This window comes from Pseudonocardia autotrophica (genome assembly GCF_003945385.1).
Lineage (GTDB): Bacteria > Actinomycetota > Actinomycetes > Mycobacteriales > Pseudonocardiaceae > Pseudonocardia > Pseudonocardia autotrophica.
Genome location: NZ_AP018920.1, coordinates 3,533,198 through 3,551,504, shown reverse-complemented (window position 1 = coordinate 3,551,504; position 18,307 = coordinate 3,533,198). Strand labels below are relative to the sequence as shown.

Sequence of the window (18,307 nt, the reverse complement as noted above, 5' to 3'; positions counted from 1 at the left end):
CCGATCCGGCACGGGCCGGTGTCCGATCGCACACCGCTGCGCAACATCACGGACAACCGCGTTCACCTGCGCGTGACGCCGCGCTCCTAGCGTCTCGGCATGCCCGTCGAACCCGATGAACCGCCCATTCCGGTGCGGGAGGTGCTGGGCTGGGCACCGGGGCTGCGGCTGGTCGGTGCGGACGTCGGGCTGGACCGCCCCGTGCGCTGGGCTCAGGCGACCGACCTGCTCGACCCGTCGCCCTATCTGCGCGGTTCGGAGCTGGTCCTGGTGACAGGGCTGTCCATGGTCGACGATGCCGCGGCCCGGGCGTTCGTGACGGCGCTGGCGCCGACCCGGCCGGCGGCGATCGGGTACGCGATCGGCGTGGTGCACGCGCGGGCACCGGTGGTGCTGGTGCGGGAGGCGAACCGGCGCGGGATCCCGGTGTTCGAGATCCCGACCGACGTGCCGTTCATCCACTTCACCGAGCAGCTGTCCCGCGAGCGGATGGACCACCAGCAGCGTCGGCAGCACGGGCACCTGGTCGAACTGGTGCGCCTCGGCCGGGCCGGTACCGAGGTGCTCCTGCAGCGCGCTCCGGGGCTGGACGGCGACCACCATGCGCTACAGGTGACCGTGCACGCCCGCGGGCCGTCGCCGGGGCCACCGGTGTCACCGTCGGGCCGGATGCTGGTCGCCGATCTCGGTGACCGGATCGTCGTGGTGCACCGGGTCGGGGAGAGCCTGCCGGCCGGAACCGGCCCGGCCGTGGGGACGAGCGGGCCGGGGCGGCCCGCCGACCTGCCGCGGCTGCTCGGGCAGGCCGTCGCGGCTTTCGATCTCGCCCGGTCCCGGGGCCGCCCGGCGACGGCGGCGGACCTGGCATCGCTGGACTCGCTCGCCCGCTGCCTCCCGGCGGCCTACCTGCAGCCCTTCCACGAGCACCTGTGGGAACCGCTGGCCCGGCACGACCGGGTACACGGCACCGAGCTGCTCGCGACGATCCGCACGCTCGTCGCCTGCGCCGGGTCGGTCCGGGAGTGCGGACGGCGGATGTATCTGCACCCGAACTCGGTCCGGAAGCGGATCAGCCGGATCCAGGCGGTGACCGGGCGGGACCCGGCCGATCCGGCCGATCTCGCGGCGTTGACGGTGGCGCTCACCTACGCCGAGGGCCCGGCGCCACCACCGGCCTGAGCGGCACTGCCGGTGTGCGCAGCACTCCCGGTGTGGGCAGCACTCCCGGTGTGGGCAGCACTGCCGACCCGCGCAGCGCAGCCGGTGTGAGCAGCGCAGCCGGACCGGGCATCACCGGCCGGCCGGAGCAGCTGCTCCCGGCCTCAGAAGAACGTGCCGCACCACGGCGCCGCGCCGGGCACCGCGAACAGCGCGTCCGCCCGGGCGGCCGCACCGGCGGTGTGCTCGCTCCAGCGGCCGGCCGCGACCAGCGCCGACGGCGCCCGGTCCCCCAGGAACGCCGGTGCGAGCGACTCCAGGCCGCACTCCAGGTCCGGCATCGCGTCACCGGCGGGGGCGGCGCCCTCCGGGCCGAGCCGCCAGGTGCCCGCGTCGTCGAACAGCGGATCGTGCAGCCGGAGCACCACCGGCTCACCGGCGCCCCAGGCACGAGCACCGAACGCGGCCGGGACGTCGACGATCCGCAGCCACAGGTCGTCGCCGCGGCCGGTGATCCGGTGCAGTCGCGGGTCGTCGAGCATCAGGTCGAGGTCCTCGTCGCGGGGGCGGGACCAGGCGGTCACCCCGGACACCAAGTCGATCCCGGTGAGGAACCGCCACAGGCCCGCGGTGGCCGACGGCGACGCCGCCCACAGGTCGTGCACGACGATCTCGTCGCGGCCGAACCGCTCGCCCTCCCGGATGCCCCAGACGGCGAACCCGTCGTCGCCGTCCGGTCCGGTGTGCAGCGCGATGCCCCGGTAGTCACCGGCCGACTTGCCGCCCGGGTCGATGCCCCGTCGCCACCACCGCGCGTTGCGGGTGAGCGCGCCGGGCCGCGTCGCGGCCAGCCGCTCCTGCAGCTCGGGCAGCAGCTTCATGGCCTCCGCCGCACCGAGCATCCGGACCCGGCCGGGCTCGGGTGCTCCTCGGCGCCACTGCGGGCGGGCGGCGATCTGCACGTGGTCACCGCGGGAGGCGATCCCGTAGCCGAACCGGCCGTAGATCGCGGCCTCACTGGCCCGCAGCACGGTCGCGGCGTCGCCGCGCTCCCGGGCCGCGGTCAGCTGGGCGTGCATCAGAGCCGTCAGCCGGCCGGCCCGGGTGTGGTCGGCGCGCACCCCCACCGCGCTCACCGCAGCCGCGGGCACCCGGCCGCCGCCGGGAAGGGTCAGCCGGGTCGGGAAGGAGAACGCACTGCCGACCATCTCGCCGTCGGCACCGCGCACACCCAGCCAGTGCTCGTCCGGGGACTGGCCGTGCGACTCCCAGTCGGCCTCCTGGACGGGGCCGCGGTGCAGGGTCCGGACGAAGACGTCGTAGGCGGCCCGCCGGTCTGCGGGATCGGTCAGGACCTGGACGTGGTGCTCTGCGCTCACGTCCACGGAGCCTTCCCGGTGCCGCCGCGGGCCGCCACCGGATTCCCCGCTCACACCCGGTTGATCTGGTAGTCGCCCTCGTCGGAGGTGACCAGGCCCGGGACCTCGACCTGCTCGCCGTCCACCACCGCCTGGCAGGAGAACGCCGTCCCGGCCGACACGACGACGTCGTCCGGGCACTGCACGGCGCCGACCTCGAGCCCGTAGTCCTCGGTGAGGACCTGGTTCACCCCGGCCTGCAGCGCGGTCTGGTCGAGATGCCGGGTGATCGCCCAGGCCGGCCAGACGAACGCGGACAGCGCCAGCACGGCGACCAGCAGCACGGCACCCCCGATCAGGATCCAGGTGCGGGCACCGGAGGGCTTCTTCACCTGCTCCGGCGGCGCCCACGGCTGGTCGGCGCCCCAGCCGCCGTCGGCGGGCTGCGCGGTGGTGGTGTCCCCGGCCCAGGCCGACGCCGGGGACGACGCGGGTACCGCGTCGGCCGGCTCGTCGGCCGCCCGGCGCCTGCGGCGGCGCCCGGTCGGCACCGCCCAGGTGTCGTCCTGCGACGGCGCCTCGTCGCCCCAGAGCGCGCCCTCCTGCTGCGGGGGTGCCCCGGCCGTGCCGACCGGCTGTGCGCCGCCCCAGCCACCGGCGGCACCGTCCTGCTGCGTGCCCCAGCCCGCCGCGGCGGGATCCTGCTGTGCGCCCCAGCCTCCGGCGGCGGGATCCTGTTGCGCACCCCAGCCTCCGGCACCGTTGTCCGGCTGTGCGGGCCAGTCGCCGGTGGCGGGGTTCTGCTGCGTGCCCCAGCCCTCAGCGGCACCGTCCTGCTGCGCACCCCAGCCGGTCGCGGCCGGATCCTGCTGTGCGCCCCAGCCGGCGGCGCCCGATTCCTGCTGCGCCCACGCGCCGGTGTCGGCCGGCGCGGCACCGGTGTCGGAACCGTCCCGCTCGGGGGACCATGCCCCGGTCGACTCCGGGTCGGCACCCCACCCGCCCGGCGGAGGGGTACCCCACGCCGGGATCTCCCCCGTCTGCTCGGTGGCATCCGCGTCGTGCGCGGTATGCCGGTCCGGTCCCTGCGGGTTGCTCATCGCCGACCTCTCGCCCGTCCGTCGTCCGCCCGGAGGTGTCGCACCGGGCGCCTCATTGCATGCCGGCCGCGACGACGCCGCGGCGCACCGCACCGGACGCCCGGTGCGCGGCCCGCCCGACGCCGCTCGACCGGCCGGCGACACCGGCGATCTGGTCGAGCAGGTCGAGCACCTGTCGGGCCCAGCGTACGAAGTCGCCCGCGGACAGCTCGTGCCCGTTGCGTTCGGCGGCCTCCAGAACCTGTGCGAGGGACTCCCCGCGCGCCCAGCGGTGCATCGGCCAGGCGAACGCCAGATCGGGGGCCCGGGTGCGCTCGGCCTTGTGCCTGCGCTGGTCGGCGTCCAGCTCGTCCCACAAGCCGACGGTCCGCTCCAGCGCGTCGGCCACCGGCCCGGTGGGCAGCCGCGGCATCGGCGCGTCGTCCCGGCGCGACTCGTACACCAGCGCCGACACCACGGCCGCCAGCTCGTCGGGTTCGAGACCGTCCCAGGCTCCGTGCCGCAGGCACTCCGCAGCGAGCAGATCGGACTCGCCCCACAGCCGGGCGAGCACCCGGCCGTGCGCGGTCACCTCGTCCTCGCCGGCGCCCGCCTCCTCCGCCGGGACCAGGTAGCCGCGCTCGGAGAGCAGCGCCCGGATCCGGTCGAAGGCCCGCGCCAGCGAGTTCGTCGTCGCGCGGACCTTCTGCCGCAGCGACTCGGTCTCACGTTCCAGCCGCTGGTACCGCTCGGCCCACCGGGCGTGCGCCTCCCGGTCGTCGCACCCGTGGCAGGGATGTACCCGCAGCGCCCGGCGCAGCGTGACCAACTCGGGATCGTCCTGCACGCCGTGCTTGCCCCGACGGCCGGCGCCGTCGGTCGGGCGGATGCGGGAGTTCCGCAGCGACGACGCGAGATCACGGCGGACCTGCGGGGAGCGGTGCTCGACCCGCCGGGGCAGCTTGATCCGGCCCAGCACCTCGACCACGCCCGGGAAGTCCGCAGCGGACAGCCTGCCCGCCCACCGGTCCTCGGTGCACACCAGCGGCCGCGGCTCGGGGTCGTCGCGGCCGTTCGCCGACAACGCACCCACCCCCGGGTCGAGGACGACCGCGATCCCGGCCCGCCTGCCGGACGGGATGGCGATCACGTCGCCGGGGCGCAGCTCGCGCAGCGACTCGGCGGTCTCCTCCCGCGCGACGGCGGTGTTCTGCCTGCGCAGCGACTTCTCCCGCTCGCTGAGCCGCCTGCGCAGGTCGGCGTACTCGGCGAAGTCGCCGAGATGACAGGTCATCGACTCCCGGTAGCCCGCGAGCGCCTCGGCGTTGCGGTCGATCCGGCGGGCCAGGCCGACCACCGAGCGGTCTGCCTGGAACTGCCCGAACGAGCGCTCCAGCAGCTCGCGGGCGGCGTCGGTGCCGAGCCTCCCGACCAGGTTGACCGACATGTTGTAGACCGGGCGGAACGAGCTGTGCAGCGGGTAGGTCCGGGTGGACGCCAGCCCGGCGACCTGCTCCGGATCCATACCGGGCGCCCACAGCACGACCGCGTGCCCCTCGACGTCGATCCCGCGCCGCCCGGCCCGGCCGGTGAGCTGGGTGTACTCCCCCGGGGTCAGGTCGACGTGTGCCTCGCCGTTGTACTTGACGAGCCGCTCCAGCACCACGGTGCGGGCCGGCATGTTGATGCCCAGCGCCAGGGTCTCGGTCGCGAAGACGCACCGCACCAGGCCGGCGACGAACAGCTCCTCGACGGTCTCCTTGAACGACGGCAGCAGCCCGGCGTGGTGGGCGGCGACGCCGCGTTCGAGGGCCTCCCGCCACTCCCAGTACCCGAGCACGCCGAGATCGTCCTGCGGGAGGTCACCGGTGTGCTTCTCGACGATCCGGCGGATCTCCTCGACCTCGTCGGGCTCGGTGAGCCGGATGCCGGACCGCACACACTGTCCGACGGCGGCCTCGCACCCGGCCCGCGAGAACACGAACGTGATCGCCGGGAGCAGCCCCTCCCGGTTCAGCCGGTCGATCACCTGCACCCGCGACGGCGGCCGGAACCCACCGGGCCAGCCGGGGCCACCGGGCCGCGGGCCGCGCCCGACGACGGCGGTCGAGTCGTTGCGGGCGTCGCGCCCGCCGCGGGTGCGGTTACGGTCCCGCGGCCCGCCGCGGCCCCGCCCGCCACCGTGCCGCGGGCCACGATCCCCGGCCCGGTCGGCGGCCCGTGATCCGGTGACATCCCGCCGCTGCATCTCCCGGGTGTAGCGGACCAGATCCGGATCGACGGCGAGCTCCGCCGGCCCGGCGCCCGGCGTGCGCTCACCGAACAGGTCGAACAGCCGGTTGCCGACCATCATGTGCTGCCACAGCGGGACCGGCCGGTGCTCGTCGACGACCACGGTGGTGTCGCCGCGCACCTCGACCAGCCAGTCGCCGAACTCCTCGGCGTTGCTCACCGTCGCCGACAGCCCGACCACGGCGACGTGCTCGGGCAGCTGGAGGATGACCTCCTCCCAGACCGCGCCGCGGAACCGGTCGGCGAGGTAGTGCACCTCGTCCATCACGACGTAGCCGAGGTGGTCGAGCCGGCGGTTCGCCGCGGCATCGGAGTCGGCGTAGATCATGTTCCGGAGCACCTCGGTGGTCATCACGACCACCTGTGCGTCCCCGTTGACGGCTGTGTCGCCGGTCAGCAGGCCGACCGCGTCGGCGCCGTAGCGGTCGACGAGATCGGCGTACTTCTGGTTCGACAGCGCCTTGATCGGGGTGGTGTAGAAGCACTTGCGGCCCTCGGAGAGCGCCAGGTGCACCGCGAACTCGCCGGCGACCGTCTTCCCGGCGCCGGTGGGCGCACACAGCAACACGCCGTGCCCGTCCTCCAGGGCCTCGCAGGCGTCCCGCTGGAAACCGTCCAGCTCGAACGGCAGCAGGCCGGTGAACTCGGCGAGTCGGGGATGCGCCGCCCGGGCCTTCGCCGCCGCGTAGGCGGCGGCCGGGTCACTGCTCCCTGCACGGGTACTCACGGACCCAGGCTGTCACACACCCCCGACGGTTCGCCGTCGTGACGGGTGTGACGAGACGCGCGGGCCGCGGACCGGTGGGTTCCCGCAGCCCCGCAGCCCCGCGGCCCCGCTCACGCGTCCTGCGCGAACTCCGGTTCCACGATGTCGGAGTTGATCTCGGTGCCGTGGTGCTCGCCGCGGCAGATCGCGGCCATCAGGCCGTCCTTCTCGATGTCGAACACGTGCAGCGGCAGGCCGTGATCGCGGGCCAGGATGAACGCGGTCTGGTCCATCACGGCGAGCCGCCGGGAGAGCACCTCGTCGTAGGGCAGCCGCTCGTAGCGGCGGGCGTCGGAGTCCTTGCGGGGGTCGGTGTCGTAGACGCCGTCGACGCCGTGCTTGGCGACCAGCAGGGCGTCCGCGCCGATCTCCAGCGCCCGCTGCACACTCGGGTAGTCGGTGGTGATGAAGGGCTGCCCGTTCCCGCCGGAGAAGATCAGGATGGCGTCCTTGTCGAGGTGCCGCTTGGCGCGCAGCCGCAGGAACGGCTCGGCCACCGCGTTGATCGGGATCGCGGTCATCACCCGGACGTTGTCCTCGCCGCCCGCGGAGAGCTTGCCGCGCAGCAGCAGGCTGTTGATGACGGTGCCGAGCATGCCGATGTTGTCGGCCTCGACGCGGTCGATGCCCCAGGAATCGGAGCGGTTCCCGCGGAAGACGTTGCCGCCGCCGACGACGACGGCGATCTGCACACCCAACTCCCGGACCTGCTGGATCTGGGAGGCCAGGTGGGTCAGCGCCGGGGCCGAGAATCCGAAGCCGTCGTCACCGGCCATCGCCTGCCCGCTGAGCTTGATGACCACCCGGTTGTACTTCATGCGCCCCGACCCACTCCTCGCCTGTGCTGCCCACCGTTCCCGGTCCGGCCCGAGCCTACGGACGTGTCCGCGGCCACCTGTTGTGCGGGGGCACGGTCTGCGGGGGCACGGTCTGCAGCGACACCGTCTGCGGGGGCACCGTCTGCGGGGGCACCGTCTGCGGGGGCACCGACTGCGGGGGCACGGGTGCCAGGTCTCGCGTGCCGGGGCTCAGGTGATGTCGTCTCAGGTGATGTCGTCGTAGCCCGGCGCCGGGTCGTCGCGGCGGCGCGGCGGCGGCGCGGGATCGGCCGGGCGGCTCGCCACCGGCGGTGCGGCGGTCCGGGTGCTGCCGGTGCTGCCCCCGGCCCCGGCCGGGTCGTCGATCCGGGACGGCCCGTCGATCGGCGACGGCGTGGTGTCGATCTGCGAGGGGGTGTCCGGGTCCAGCCCGTCCCAGCCCTCCTCGACCCGCTTGCGGGCCTTGCGGCGGTCGTTGATGCGGCAGATCTGGATGGCGCCCTCGAACAGCAGCGTCAGCGCGAACGCCAGCGCCAGCATCGAGATCGGGTCCTGCCCGGGGGTCGCGATCGCGGCGAAGACGAACAGACCGAAGATCAGGCCGCGGCGGGACTTCGCCAGTGCCGCGTAGCTGACCACCCCGGCCGCGTTGAGCGCGACCACCACCAGCGGGATCAGGAAACTGACCCCGAAGATCACGATGAGGTTGACGACCAACGAGAAGTACGAGGAACCGGTGAGCGCCGTCGTCTGGATCTCACTACCGATGGTGAGCAGGAAGCCGAGCGCCTGCGGGATGATCAGGTATGCGAGCACCGCACCGGTGACGAACAGCAGCGCCGCGACCGAGACGAAGCTGAGCGCGTAGCGCCGCTCCTTCTTCAGCAGCCCCGGGGTGATGAAGCCCCAGAACTGGTAGAGCCAGATCGGACAGGCCAGGATCACCCCGGCTGTCGCGCCGACCTTCAGTCGCAGCATGAACTGGTCGAACGGCGTCGTACCGAGCAGCGTGCACGAGTTCGGGTCGGCGTTGAACGACGCCCGCGAGGTCGCTGGGAGCGAGCAGTACGGGTCCTTCAGCAGCTGGCCCAGGCTGGGCCAGCCGAAGAACGACACCTCGAACCAGATGTAGCCGAACACCGTGGTCACCGCGATCGCGGCGAGCGAGATCCCGAGCCGGTTGCGCAGCTCGTAGAGGTGCTCGATCAGCGTCATGGTCCCGTCGGGATTGACGGTGCGCTTCCGACGGAACGGCGACTTCACAGCGCTGGATACCTCAGTTCGTGGAACCCGCGCCGCGCTCCTGCGGCTGCTGCGGGGCCGGCTCGGCCTGGTGCTGCGGGACCGATCCGGCCGGCAGCTCCGACACGACAGGCTTCTCGGGGGTCTTCTCGGCGGGCTTCTCCGGGGCCTGCTCGGCGGACGCCGCCTGAGCGCGGTCGTCGTCGTCCTTCAGGCCCTTCATCTCACCCTTGAACACCCGGGCGGACTGGCCGATCGACCGCGCCATCTCGGGGAGCTTCTTCGCGCCGAACAGCAGCAGCAGTACGGCGATGATGATGAGCCACTCGTATCCACCAGGCATGGTGTCAACCTCCGTCGATCTCGACCTGGCCGAGTCTACGCACGGCACCTGTGCCGTCCCCGTGTGCCCGGCAGGAACCAAGCGATCGTCATCGCGAGTTCACGAGCTCGCGACGAAACGCACCGTGATCGTACTGTCACGCTCCGTCAGTCAGCGCCAGGGCCTGCCGGGCGCGCTCCCGGACCACCCCGGCCAGCTCGGCGGGCTCGACGATCCGGGCCCGCCCGCCCAGCCCCAGTACCAGCCGGACCAGCCAGTCCGGATCGGCGAACCGGATCAGCACCCGCAGCACGCCACCTGCGCCGGGAAGCAGCTCGCCGGCGCGCTCCTGCGGCGCCCGCACCTCGTCCACCGGGTAGTACTCCGCGACCCAGTGCGCTTCCGGATCGAGTTCCAGCACCGCGAACCGGTGCCCGGACCGCGGGCTGAACAATCCGTGCGTGACGTCGGTCGGCTCGGCCTCCGGGTGCGGGCGGGCCGGCTCCGGGAGCTCCTCGGCCTGCTCGACCCGGTCCAGCCGGAACATCCGGACACCCTCCGCGCGGCGGCACCACGCCTCCAGGTAGCCGCGCCCCTCGGCGACGACCAGCCGCATCGGATCGACGTCGCGCCGCGACACCGCGTCCCGGCCCGCCGTGAAGTAGACGATGCGCAGCGCGCGCCCCCGGTCCAGCGCCCCCCGCACGACCGTGGTGCTCTCCCGCTCCCCGGTCCCGGACTCGACGCTCACCACGCCGGCCCGCTCCCCCGCCGTCCCGACCGCGGCCTCGATCTTCCCGATCGCCCTGGCGACCGCATCCGAGTCGACGACGCCCGGTGTCTGGTGCAGCATCCGCAGCGCGACCAGCAGCGCCGTCGCCTCGCTGGTGGTGAGCCGCAGCGGCCGGGTCAGGCCGGCGTCGAACACGACGTCCACGGTGTCCCCGGCGAACGACAGGTCCACCAGGTCACCGGGGCCGTAGCCGGGCAGCCCGCACATCCAGAGCAGCTCCAGGTCGCGGCGCAGCTGCTTCTCGTCGACCCCGAAGTCGGCGGCCGCCTCGGCGACCGGGACGCCGGGCCGGGCCCGCAGGTAGGGCACCAGGGAGAGCAACCGGGGCAACCGCTGGGCGACGCCGTGCCGGGTCACCGGGCGGCCTCGGCCGCGATCGCCGCGGCACCCGCCCACAGTGAGCGGACCGCGCCGGCCAGCTCCGGCGGATCCAGCACCGCGACGTCCGGGCCGTGCCCGGCCAGCCAGCGCGCGACCGTGTCCCGGTCCCGCACGTCCAGCTCGATCGTGACGCCGGCGCGCCCGGCGTGCTCGGCGGGCCCGCGCTCCCGGCCCAGCCTGCGCAGCCCGGCCGCGCGATCCCTGGCCACCCAGACCAGGGCCGTCCCGGAGACCGGCGGCGGCCCGGCCGAGGCGCGCACGAGCGCCCGCAGATCGACGCCGTCCGGGACCCGCACCGCACCCTCGGGCCCGGTCGGCCGGATCTCGCCCTGGATCCGGGAGAGCCGGAAGCAGCGCACGTCGTCCCGGCCGCGGTCGTGGCCGACCAGGTACCAGCGGCCGCGGAACGAGACGACACCCCAGGGCTCCACCTCGCGCCGGGTCGGCTCACCGGCCGGCCCGCCTCGGCGGTGCGAGAAGATCACGGCACGGCCGGCCCTGGTCGCCGCCAGCAGCGGGGCGAGCGCCGGCTCACCGGCGTGCAGGCCGGTCCGGACCGTGGCGGCCGGGCTCTCCGCGACCTCCACCCCGGCCGCCCGCAGCTTCACCAGCGCACCGTGCGCGGCACCGGCGAGATCCGGGGTGTCCCACAGGTTCCCGGCCAGCGCCACCACCGTCGCCTCGTCCGGCGCCAGCTCGATCTCGCCCAGCTCGTAGTCGGCGCGGGCGATCCGGTAGCCCTCCACGGTGTCGAACGCCGAGGTGTGCCCGGTCTCCAGCGGGACGCCCAGCTCGCGCAGCTCCGCCTTGTCCCGCTCGAACATCCGGAAGAACGCCTCGTCACTCGCCGCCTCGGCGTAGCCCGGCACGGTCGCCCGGATCCGTTCCGCGGACAGGAACTGCCGGGTCGACATCAGGCAGAGCACCAGGTTCACCAGTCGCTCGGCGCGGGCGGAGGACACGACGGCATCGTATCCGCGCGCACCGGGCGGCACCGGGCGCCCCGCGCAGCCGGTGACCGGGTGTCTCATCCTGCGACAGGGCTGTTGACTGCCCTGCCCGTTGGGGAAAGGCTCGTGGTCGGCGACGACGCCGGACGTGGAGGTGGCGGAATGACCCCGGACCAGGAGACGTACAACCCGTGGACCGTGGTGAACCTGGTGTTCAACCACCTTGCCGAACAGGGACTGCATCCGGTTCTCGGCGAGACCGGTGACCCGGCGGCCGCGGCCACCGGGCTGCTGCGCGCGATGGGGATCGCGCCCGCGCCGGAGAAGGCCGGCCCCGCCGACCCCGAGGTGCAGGACGAGCTGGCCGAGCTCCGGCGGAGGATCATGCCCGGGATCGAGTGAGCCGTCCGCGTGATCTAGGTTCCGCTGCGCACCGGTCGCGGCGGGACGGGCCCCCGCGCCGAGCACGGCGGAGGGGGCGGGATGGAGCAGACCGAGCGCGAGATCGTCCAGCAGCAGCTCGAGGAGCTGCATCAGGTCGTGGGCCGTCCGGGTGGCATCCCGGACGGCCGGGTCGTCTCCTACTACCCGCCGTCGATGGCGGCCGGCTCGCACGTGTTCGGGCTGGCGGCGACCGACGTGGACGGCACGCAGTGGCAGGTCGGTGACGCCGAGGTCCGGTTCCCGCTGCACTCGATCTCGAAGGTGTTCACCTACGGGCTCGCCCTGGAGGACAACGGCCGCGAGGAGGTCATGCTCCGGGTCGGGGTGGAGCCCTCCGGCGACCCGTTCAACTCGATCAGCTTCGACGAGGTCAACAACCGCCCGTTCAACCCCATGATCAACGCCGGCGCGCTGGTCGCGGTGAACCTGGTGCACGGCGCGTCCAAGGAGGAGAAGGTCGAGCGGCTGCTCACCCGGCTGCGGATCTACGCCGGGAACCCCGACCTGACCGTCGACGAGGACATCCTCGCCGAGCAGCTCGTCTCCAACGACCGCAACGTCTCGCTGTCCTACCTGATGCGCAGCCTCGGCATGCTGCACGGCAACATCGAGGACAACCTCTACGTCTACCTGGCCGCCTGCTCGGTGTGCGTCACCAGCGTCGAGCTCTCCACGATGGCCGCCACGATCGCCCGCGGCGGCGCGAACCCGTTCACCGGCGTCCCGGCGCTGCCCCGCACCTACACCCGCGACGTGCTCAGCGTGATGAGCATGTGCGGCATGTACGACGCCGCCGGGCAGTGGCACTACGACGTCGGCATCCCGGCCAAGTCCAGCGTGTCCGGCGCGATCCTGGCCGTCATCCCGGACGCCATCGGGGTCGGCGTCCACTCCCCCGGCCTGGACCGGCACGGCAACTCCGCCCGCGGGGTCGCGGTCTGCCGGGCGCTGTCGGACCGGTTCGGACTGCACGTCTTCGCCGATCCGTCGGAGTCGCGGCTGGGCCGGATCGTGCGTCCCGGCCGGCGCGACGACGCCACCGAGATGTATCCCTCCGGGGACGGCTGGCTGCCCGAGGGTCTGTAGCGCGGACCGGCCGCCGGGCCTCTACGTTGCGGTGGTCCACATCGTCGACGGGGAGGGACGACATGGTCGCCCAGAAGGAACGCGAGCTGGTCCAGGAGCAGCTCGAGGACCTGCGCAACACCTGCACCGCCGGCCGGGGGAGCCTGCTGCCCGGCGAGGAGGTCGTGAGCTACTACCCGGCCGAGATGGAGGCCCGCGCCGACGAGTTCGGGCTCGCCGGGACCAACGTCGACGGCACCCAGTGGAAGGTCGGCGACTGCGACATCCGGTTCCCGCTGCACTCGATCTCGAAGGTGTTCACCTACGGGCTCGCGCTGGAGGACAACGGCCTGGACGCCACCCTGGACGCGGTCGGCGTCGAGCCCTCCGGCGACCCGTTCAACTCGATCACCTTCGACGACGTGCACAACCGCCCGTTCAACCCCATGATCAACGCCGGCGCGCTGGTCGCCGCGAACCTGGTCAAGGGGTCGTCGAAGGAGGAGCGGGTCGAGCGGCTGCTGGAGCGCTACCGGGCTTACACGGGCAACCCGGAACTCGCCGTCGACCAGCAGATCCTCGACGAGCAGCTGGTCTCCAACGACCGGAACCTGGGCCTGTCGTACCTGATGCGCAGCCTCGGCATGCTCAGCGGCGACATCGACGACAACCTCTACGTCTACCTGTCGGCCTGCTCGATCACCGTCACCACCCCCGAGCTGTCGGTGATGGCCGCGACCCTGGCCAACGGCGGTGTCAACCCGCTGACCGGGGACTCGGCGCTGCACCGCGAGCACCTGCGCACGGTGATCAGCGTGATGAGCATGTGCGGCATGTACGACGCCGCCGGTGAGTGGGCGCACGACGTCGGCATCCCGGCGAAGAGCGGCGTGTCCGGCGGCATCATGGGCACCCTGCCGCGGTACTTCGGCCTCGGGGTCTACTCCCCCGGCCTGGACCGGCACGGCAACTCGGTGCGCGGCGTCGCGGTCTGCCGTGAGCTGTCCCGCCGGTTCGGCCTGCACGTGTTCGCCGACCCGTCGGAGTCCCGCTTCGGACGGGTCGCGCAGCCGGACACGCTCCAGGCCTGAACCGACTCTCCTGCGGGTGGTCGTCGCGAGGACCACCCGCAGGGGGTCACAGCGAGGCGATCAGCCGGTCGACCCGCTCGTCGACGGCGCGGAACGGGTCCTTGCACAGCACGGTCCGCTGGGCCTGGTCGTTCAGCTTCAGGTGCACCCAGTCCACGGTGAAGTCGCGACCCGCGGCCTGGGCGGCGGCGATGAAGTCACCGCGCAGCTTGGCCCGGGTGGACTGCGGCGGGGTGTCCTTGGCTGCCTCGATCTCGCCGTCGTCGGTCACCCGGTCCACCAGGTCCTTGCGCTGAAGCATGTCGAACAGCCCGCGGCCGCGCCGCACGTCATGATAGGCCAGGTCGAGCTGGGCGATCCGGGCGCTGGACAGCTCCATGTCGTGCTTGTTGCGGTAGCGCTCGACCAGCCGGTGCTTGATCGCCCAGTCGATCTCACGGTCGATCAGCGAGAGGTTCTGCTGCTCGACCGCGTCCAGTGTGCGGCCCCAGAGCTCGACGACCCGGTCCATCACCTTGTCGGAGTGCCCACGGCTCTGCAGGTACTCGACGGCGCGGGCGTGGTACTCGCGCTGGATGTCCAGCGCGCTCGCCTCCCGGCCGCCCGCCATCCGGACCGGACGCCGCCCGGTGAGGTCGTGGCTGATCTCCCGGATCGCCCGGATCGGGTTGTCCAGGGTGAAGTCCCGGAACTGGACACCGGCCTCGATCATCTCCAGCACCAGGTGCGCCGATCCGACCTTGAGCAGGGTCGTCACCTCGGACATGTTCGAGTCGCCGACGATGACGTGCAGCCTGCGGTAGCGCTCGGCGTCGGCGTGCGGCTCGTCGCGGGTGTTGATGATCGGCCGGGACCGGGTGGTCGCCGAGGAGACGCCCTCCCAGATGTGCTCGGCCCGCTGGGACAGGCAGTACACCGCGCCGCGCGGGGTCTGCAGCACCTTGCCGGCACCGCAGATCAGCTGGCGCGTCACCAGGAACGGCAGCAGCACGTCGGCGATCCGGGAGAACTCGCCCTGCCGGGCGACCAGATAGTTCTCGTGGCAGCCGTAGGAGTTGCCCGCCGAGTCGGTGTTGTTCTTGAACAGGTAGATGTCACCGCCGATGCCCTCGTCGACCAGCCTGCGTTCGGCGTCGACCAGGAGGTCCTCGAGGATGCGTTCGCCCGCTTTGTCGTGCGCGACGAGCTGGGTCAGCGAGTCGCACTCGGCGGTGGCGTACTCGGGATGGGAGCCGACGTCGAGATAGAGCCGGGCACCGTTGCGGAGGAACACGTTGGAGGAGCGGCCCCACGACACCACCCGCCGGAACAGGTAGCGGGCCACCTCGTCCGGGGACAGCCGACGCTGCCCGTGGAAGGTGCACGTGACACCGAACTCCGTCTCGATCCCGAAGATCCGACGCTGCATGCCGTTCAGGGTAGGCGCCCGACCCCCTCTACTGTCAGTGTTGTGAGCGGATGGTTCGAGCGCGTCGCACGTCGGTCCCGCCGGGTGGACGGAGGTATTGCGACCGTCTCCCAGCTCGACCAGGGCATCACCGATTTCATCGCGAGCCGGCCGCCGAGCCGGGTGGACCCGACGCTGCGACGTCTCACCCGGACGGCCGATCACAGTCTGCTGTGGTTCGCGATCGCCGGGATTCTCGCGGCGCGGCGCGGCGCGGGCCGCAAAGCGGCCCTGCGCGGCGTCGCCTCGATCGCGCTGACCAGCCTGACGGCGAACGCGATCCTCAAGCCGCTGCTGCCGCGGCGGCGCCCGGCCGCGGCCGATCTGCCGGTGTTCCGGACGGTGACCGATCCGCCGTCGTCGTCGTCGTTCCCGTCCGGGCACTCCGCGTCGGCCGCCGCGTTCGCCACCGCCGTCGTCCTGGAGCACCGGCGTGCCGCACCGGTGGTGGTGCCGCTCGCCGCGCTGGTCGGCTGGTCGCGGGTGCACGTGGGTGTGCACTGGACCTCCGACGTGCTCGCCGGGGCCGCCGTCGGGACGGGTGTCGCGCTCCTGACCCGCCGCTGGTGGCCGGTCCGGCCCTCCGACGAGGCCCGGGCCCGGCCGATCGACACCGTGCCGGTGCTGCCCAACGGCGACGGCCTGGTCATCGTGTCGAACCCGTTCTCCGGGCCGCCCGATCACGACGTCTCCGACGAGGTGCGGGAGCGGCTGCCGGCCGCGCATCATCTCGTCGTCGGCGACGGGGTGAAGGTCGAGGACATGCTGCAGGACGCGATCGCGGAACGCGGGCAGTGGGTGCGCGCGGTCGGGGTGGCCGGCGGCGACGGCACGGTGGCCACCGCCGCGTCGGTCGCCGACCGCTACGGGCTGCCGCTGGTCGTCGTGCCGGGCGGCACGCTGAACCACTTCGCCCGTGACGTCGGCGTCTACGACACCCAGGAGGCGGTCGACGCGACCCAGGCCGGTGAGGCGGTCGCCGTCGACCTGGCTCTGGTGGAGTCGCACCCGGGACGCCTGGACGACCCGGAGGACGTCTCGGTCACCAGCACCCGCTACTTCATCAACACCGCCTCGATCGGCTCCTACCCGGAGCTGGTGCGGCTGCGCGAGCAGTGGCAGCCGCGCTACGGCAAGTGGCCGGCGTTCGCGGCGGCGCTGATCACCGTGCTGCAGCGCTCCGAGAAGATCAGCGTGAAGATCGCCGGCCGCTGGTACAAGGTGTGGTTCCTGTTCGTCGGCAACGGCCCGTACCACCCGCGTGGCGCGGTGCCCGCCTGGCGGCCGACGCTGGACTCGGGCCTGCTCGACGTCCGCTGGCTGCGCGCCGACGTCCGGTTCTCCCGGCTGCGGGTGGTGCTGGCCCTGATCCTCGGCGCGCTCGGTCACAGCCGCGTGTACCACCAGAGCGAGGTGGCGCGGCTGGACGTGGAGCTGCACGAGCCGAGCATGCTGGCGACCGACGGCGAGGTGGTCGAGGAGGCCGGCCGCTACACCTTCCGGGTCGCCGAGCGGCCGATCCCGGTCTACCGGCGCGACGAGGACCGCTGGACCGGGCGCGACCGCCCCTACCAGGGATGACGCCGGTGCTGCTGCGCTCGGTCCGTCCGCTGCTGCCCGGCTGCGACGCACTCGGCGAGCCGGTGGACGTGCTGCTGTCCGGGCAGCGGGTGGTGGCCGTCGGTCCGGGCCTGGATCCCGGCTGGGCCGAGATCGTCGAGTGCGACGGCCGCGCCCTGCTGCCCGGGCTGTGGGACCACCACGTGCACATGGCCCAGTGGTCGCTCGCCCGGCGCAGGCTCGACCTGTCCGGGGCCCGGTCGGCGGCGGACTGCGCCGCGCTGGTGGCCGACCGGATCGCCGCGGACCCGCCGGCGCCCGGGGAGGTCCTGATCGGGTTCGGCTTCCGGGACGCGCTGTGGCCCGACGAGGCGCACCGCTCGCTGCTCGATGCCGTGTCGGTCTCGGCGGCCGGTGACGTCCCGGTCGTGCTGGTCTCCGGTGACCTGCACCAGGGCTGGCTGAACGGGGCCGCCGCGGCCCGCTTCGGGCATCGGGGGCACCCGACCGGACGGATCCGCGAGTCGGAGTTCTTCGCGATCACCGTCGCCCTGCAGGACGTCCCGGCCGAGGTACTCGACGGGTTCGTCGCCGAGGCGGTGCGGGCGGCGTCGGCCCGCGGGGTCGTCGGGATCGTGGATTTCGAGGCGCCGTGGTCGCTGCCGGACTGGCGGCGCCGGATCGACGCCGGGGTGACCGGGCTGCGCGTCGAGGCGTCGGTCTGGCCGGACCGGCTGGAGGAGATGATCGCGACCGGCCTGCGTTCCGGCGACGTCGTCGAGGGCTCGGGCGGGCTGCTGACCGCTGGCCCGCTGAAGGTGATCACCGACGGATCGCTGAACACCCGCACCGCGTACTGCTACGACCCCTACCCCGCGCCGCCGGGAGTGGTCCTCGACCATCCGTGCGGCCTGCTGGTCGTGCCGCCCGGCGAGCTGCGGCCGCTGCTCGCCCGGGCACACGGGGCGGGGCTCACCGCGGCCCTGCACGCGATCGGTGACCACGCGAACACCCTGGTGCTGGACGCGTTCGCCGGTACCGGGGCGCGCGGCCGGATCGAGCACGCGCAGCTGCTCACCGACGACGACGTGCCCCGCTTCGCCGATCTCGGCCTGATCGCGAGTGTGCAGCCCGAGCACGCGCTGGACGACCGGGACGTCGCCGACCGGCTGTGGGCCGGCCGCACCGGGCGGGCGTTCGCGTTCGCCTCGCTGCACCGGGCCGGTGCCCGCCTCGCGCTCGGCTCGGACGCCCCGGTCGCCCCGCTCGATCCGTGGATCGCGCTGGCCGCGGCGGTGCACCGGTCGGCCGACGACCGGGAGCGCTGGCATCCCGAGCAGGAGATCGGGCGGGCCACCGCGCTCGGCGCGTCGTTCGGCGTCGTGCCCGGCTCGGCCGCCGCCGTCACCGAGGGGGCCCGCGCCGACCTGGTGCTCACCGACCTGGATCCGGCCTCCTGCGATCCGGCGGCCCTGCGGGCGATGCCGGTCGCCGGGACGCTCGTCGGGGGCCGGTGGACGCACCGGACCGGGATCTGACAC

15 protein-coding genes are annotated in these 18,307 nt (G+C 73.4%); 6 read left to right on the top strand and 9 right to left on the bottom strand.

Annotated features, from left to right (window positions below; genetic code table 11):
- Window positions 1-99 precede the first annotated feature (99 nt).
- Window positions 100-1,179 (top strand): PucR family transcriptional regulator, encoded by a 1,080-nt coding sequence (locus Pdca_RS16735; RefSeq protein WP_085912303.1) that lies wholly within the window; start codon window positions 100-102, stop codon window positions 1,177-1,179.
- Window positions 1,180-1,322: 143 nt separating this feature from the next.
- Here Pdca_RS16735 and Pdca_RS16730 read toward each other — a convergent pair whose 3' ends face one another.
- From Pdca_RS16730 to Pdca_RS16695, 8 genes are all read right to left on the bottom strand, one after another.
- Window positions 1,323-2,537, bottom strand: a complete 1,215-nt coding sequence (locus Pdca_RS16730) for a GNAT family N-acetyltransferase (protein ID WP_158092121.1) — start codon at window positions 2,535-2,537, stop codon at window positions 1,323-1,325.
- A 50-nt stretch (window positions 2,538-2,587) separates the two neighbouring features.
- Window positions 2,588-3,616 (bottom strand): DUF4333 domain-containing protein, encoded by a 1,029-nt coding sequence (locus tag Pdca_RS16725; protein ID WP_085912301.1) that lies wholly within the window; start codon window positions 3,614-3,616, stop codon window positions 2,588-2,590.
- Between the two features lie 52 nt (window positions 3,617-3,668).
- The gene (locus tag Pdca_RS16720; protein WP_085912300.1) at window positions 3,669-6,614 is read right to left on the bottom strand and encodes a DEAD/DEAH box helicase; all 2,946 of its coding nucleotides are present in this window, start codon (window positions 6,612-6,614) and stop codon (window positions 3,669-3,671) included.
- Window positions 6,615-6,724: 110 nt separating this feature from the next.
- Complete coding sequence (gene pyrH / locus Pdca_RS16715) at window positions 6,725-7,471, bottom strand: UMP kinase (protein WP_085912299.1); 747 nt, start codon at window positions 7,469-7,471, stop codon at window positions 6,725-6,727.
- Window positions 7,472-7,696: 225 nt separating this feature from the next.
- Complete coding sequence (gene tatC, locus Pdca_RS16710) at window positions 7,697-8,686, bottom strand: twin-arginine translocase subunit TatC (RefSeq protein ID WP_085912356.1); 990 nt, start codon at window positions 8,684-8,686, stop codon at window positions 7,697-7,699.
- Between the two features lie 61 nt (window positions 8,687-8,747).
- Complete coding sequence (gene tatA, locus Pdca_RS16705; protein ID WP_085912298.1) at window positions 8,748-9,056, bottom strand: Sec-independent protein translocase subunit TatA; 309 nt, start codon at window positions 9,054-9,056, stop codon at window positions 8,748-8,750.
- A 136-nt stretch (window positions 9,057-9,192) separates the two neighbouring features.
- On the bottom strand, window positions 9,193-10,185 hold the full coding sequence (locus tag Pdca_RS16700) for a helix-turn-helix transcriptional regulator (RefSeq protein WP_085912354.1): 993 nt from the start codon (window positions 10,183-10,185) through the stop codon (window positions 9,193-9,195).
- Window positions 10,182-11,171, bottom strand: a complete 990-nt coding sequence (locus Pdca_RS16695; protein WP_085912355.1) for a helix-turn-helix transcriptional regulator — start codon at window positions 11,169-11,171, stop codon at window positions 10,182-10,184. The genes Pdca_RS16700 and Pdca_RS16695 overlap by 4 nt, the downstream gene beginning before the upstream one ends.
- A 150-nt stretch (window positions 11,172-11,321) precedes the next feature.
- On the opposite strand from Pdca_RS16695, the gene Pdca_RS16690 reads away from it, so the two are divergent.
- The 3 genes from Pdca_RS16690 (at window position 11,322) to glsA (Pdca_RS16680) (ending at window position 13,759) form a co-directional block, all read left to right on the top strand.
- Entirely contained in the window at window positions 11,322-11,561 is a 240-nt protein-coding gene (locus tag Pdca_RS16690; RefSeq protein WP_085912297.1) for a hypothetical protein, read from the top strand.
- An 81-nt stretch (window positions 11,562-11,642) separates the two neighbouring features.
- Window positions 11,643-12,689 (top strand): glutaminase A, encoded by a 1,047-nt coding sequence (glsA, locus tag Pdca_RS16685; RefSeq protein ID WP_085912296.1) that lies wholly within the window; start codon window positions 11,643-11,645, stop codon window positions 12,687-12,689.
- Between the two features lie 62 nt (window positions 12,690-12,751).
- On the top strand, window positions 12,752-13,759 hold the full coding sequence (gene glsA, locus Pdca_RS16680; RefSeq protein WP_085912295.1) for a glutaminase A: 1,008 nt from the start codon (window positions 12,752-12,754) through the stop codon (window positions 13,757-13,759).
- A 46-nt stretch (window positions 13,760-13,805) separates the two neighbouring features.
- Here the strand turns inward: glsA (Pdca_RS16680) and pafA are convergent, their stop codons facing one another.
- Window positions 13,806-15,167 carry a Pup--protein ligase gene (gene pafA / locus Pdca_RS16675; protein WP_085912294.1) on the bottom strand — a complete coding sequence of 454 codons (1,362 nt, stop codon included), beginning with the start codon at window positions 15,165-15,167 and terminating at the stop codon, window positions 13,806-13,808.
- A 42-nt stretch (window positions 15,168-15,209) separates the two neighbouring features.
- Here pafA and Pdca_RS16670 point away from each other — a divergent pair, with 42 nt between their 5' ends.
- Together Pdca_RS16670 and Pdca_RS16665 are read left to right on the top strand one after the other, a co-directional pair.
- Window positions 15,210-16,787, top strand: a complete 1,578-nt coding sequence (locus Pdca_RS16670; protein ID WP_232021605.1) for a bifunctional phosphatase PAP2/diacylglycerol kinase family protein — start codon at window positions 15,210-15,212, stop codon at window positions 16,785-16,787.
- On the top strand, window positions 16,784-18,304 hold the full coding sequence (locus Pdca_RS16665; RefSeq protein WP_085912292.1) for an amidohydrolase: 1,521 nt from the start codon (window positions 16,784-16,786) through the stop codon (window positions 18,302-18,304). The genes Pdca_RS16670 and Pdca_RS16665 overlap by 4 nt, the downstream gene beginning before the upstream one ends.
- The last annotated feature ends 3 nt before the right edge of the window (window positions 18,305-18,307 follow it).